1 protein-coding gene is annotated in these 2,963 nt (G+C 74.6%); it reads right to left on the reverse strand.

Going from position 1 to position 2,963, the window contains the following annotated elements; genetic code table 11:
* Positions 1 to 2,951 (reverse strand): type I polyketide synthase (locus AB0947_RS42705; protein ID WP_366755744.1); only part of this gene is annotated, 2,951 nt, incomplete at its 3' end.
* Positions 2,952 to 2,963: the final 12 nt, after the last annotated feature.

The following is a 2,963-nucleotide window of genomic DNA, read 5'->3' on the forward strand; positions in this document are numbered from 1 at the left end:
TCACCGTCCACATCCACCAACACGAACCGCCCCGGATGCTCCGACTGCACACTCCGCAACAGCCCCCACACCCCCGCACCCGCCAAACCACCCACGCCCGACACACCACCAGGCCCCACCGCACCCCGCGTCACCACCACCAACCGCGACGACACCCACCGCTCATCCGCCAACCAGCCCCGCACCAAGGACAGGGCGTGCTCCAGGAGTTCCTGGGTGGCTTCCGGTGGTTCGGGTTCTCCGGCGCGGCCGGGCGCCGGCGGCACCGCCTGCCAGAGCACGACCTGGGGGTCGGGTGCGGTCCGGCCGGTGTCCGCGAGGGCGTCGAGGTCGGCCACCTGGCGCAGGGTGCCGCCCCGGCCCATGGAGCCGAGGCGCAGGGGGTCGGCTCCGAGCAGCGCCCAGCCGGAGACGTCGTGTCCGGTTCCGGGCGCGGCGAGCGGCTGCCAGTCCACGTCGAACAGCGGCAGCCGGCGCTCCGGGGCGGGCCGGCCGCTCCCCGCCGTCTCGCGCAGCACGAGGGACTCTACGGAGGCGACCGGCGCGCCGAGCGCGTCGGCGATCTCGATGGACGCCGCGTCACCGGTGGCGGGACTCAGCCGGACCCGGAGCACCGCGGCACCGACGGCGTGCACGGACACACCCGACCAGGAGAACGGCAGCGCCCCCGGCCGCGGCTCGCCCAGTTCGCCCATGGCCAGCGGGTGCAGGGCGGCGTCCAGCAGGGCCGGGTGGACGGCGAAGCGCTCCGCCTCGCGCTGCCCCTCCGGCGTCAGCCGTACCTCGGCGAACAGGTCGTCGTCCTGCCGCCACAGCCGGTGCAGGCACTGGAAGGACGCGCCGTACTCGTAGCCGAGTGCCCGCAACCGCCCGTAGGCGTCCGTGAGGTCGACCGGGGCCGCGCCGGGTGGCGGCCAGGCGCCCGCGAGGGTGCCCGACGGCTGCGGCGTGCCGTCCGTGCGGTCCAGGGCGCCGGTGGCGTGCAGGGTCCACTCCGCGTCGGCGTCGGCGGAGTCCGGGCGGGCGTACACCGTGACGGCACGGCGTCCCGCGTCGTCCGCTTCGGACACGGCCACCTGCACCGCGACGCCTCCGGTCTCGGGCAGCGGGAGCGGGGCGACCAGCGTGAGGTCGTCGACCCGGTCGGCTCCGGTGGCCTCGCCGGCCCGGACCAGCATCTCCAGGAAGGCGGTGCCGGGGAGGAGGACGGTGCCGGACACGCCGTGGTCGGCCAGCCACGGGTGGGTGTGCAGGGCGATCCTGCCGGTCAGCAGCACGCCGCTGCCGTCGCCGAGCGGGACGACCGCGCCCAGCAGCGGATGGTCGGCCGTGTCCAGGCCGGCGGCCGTCACATCGGCCGTCCCGGCGGTGGCGTCCAGCCAGTAGCGTTCCCGTTGGAAGGGGTAGGTCGGCAGGTCGAAGGTGCCGCGGCCGCCCTTCGGCAGGGTGCGGGACCAGTCGACGGGCAGGCCGCCCACGAAGGCTTCGGCGAGGGAGAGCAGGAAGCGGTCGGGGCCGCCCTCGCCGCGTCGCAGTGTCGACAGGACCGGAGCGTCCGCGGCCTGGGCGCCGAGGCCGGCCAGGGTCTCCTCGACACCGACCGTCAGCACCGGGTGCGGGCTGGACTCCACGAAGTGGCTGAAGCCGGCGTCGGCCAGGGCCCGGACGGCCTCCTCCATGCGTACCGTCCGCCGCAGGTTGGTGTACCAGTACTCGGCGTCGAGCCCGGAGGTGTCCTTGAAGGCGCAGTCGACCGTCGAGAAGAACGGCACCCGCGCTGCCCTCGGCCGGATCGGCGCGAGGATCTCGAGCAGTTCCTCGCGGAGTTCCTCGACATGGGCGGAGTGCGAGGCGTAGTCGACCGGGATGCGGCGGGCGCGTACCCCGTCGGCGTCGAGTTCGGCCGTCAGGGCGTCGAGCGCGGCGACGTCCCCGGCCACGACGACGGACGTCGGTCCGTTGACGGCCGCGACCGAGACGGCTCCGGAACGGCTCTCCAGCCGCCGTTCCAGTTCCGCCGCCGGAAGGGACACGGAGACCATGCCGCCGGTACCGGCCAGCCGCAGCAACGCACGACTGCGCAACGCCACCACACGCGCCGCGTCCTCCAGGGACAACGCCCCCGCCACACACGCCGCCGCGATCTCACCCTGCGAATGCCCCACCACCGCCGCCGGCTCCACACCGTACGACCGCCACACCCACGCCAGCGACACCATCACCGCGAACAACACCGGCTGCACCACATCGACACGCTCCAACGACGGCGCACCCTCCACACCCCGCACCACATCCAGCAACGACCACTCCACATGAGGCGCCAGAGCCCGCCCGCACTCCGCCATCCGCTCCGCGAACACCGGCGAAGCACCCAGCAACTCCACCGCCATCCCCACCCACTGCGACCCCTGCCCCGGGAACACGAACACCGGACGCACATCCCGGGCAGTGACGGAGCCCTGCGCACCGCGCTCGGTCAGGGACCCCGCGGCGAGGCCGTCGAGCAGTCCGGCGAACTCGGCCGGGTCGTCTGCCAGCAGGACGGCGCGGTGCTGGAAGCGAGCACGGGTGATCAGTGCCCGGGCGACGGCGGCGGGGTCGGCCGCGTCGCCGGCGGCGCGTACCGCCTCGGCGAGGTTGGCGGCCTGTGCGCGCAGGGCGGGTGCGGAACGGGCCGACAGCACCCACGGCACCATGCCGGGGGCCGGCTGCTCGTCGTCCTCCCGCACGGCCGTCTCCTGCTCGGCCGGCGGCTGCTCCAGTACCACGTGGGCGTTGGTGCCGGAGATGCCGAACGCCGAGACCGCGGCGCGGCGCGGACGCTCCAGCCGCGGCCAGGGCGTGTGCTCCGTCAGGAGTTCCACGCCCGCGCCGTCCCAGTCGACGTGCTCGCTGGGCGCGTCCACGTGCAGCGACGCGGGCAGCAGCCCGTGCTCGATCGCCTTCACCATCTTGATCACACC

The organism is Streptomyces sp. NPDC047841, from assembly GCF_040704085.1.
In the GTDB taxonomy this organism is placed as follows: Bacteria; Actinomycetota; Actinomycetes; order Streptomycetales; family Streptomycetaceae; genus Streptomyces; species Streptomyces argyrophylli.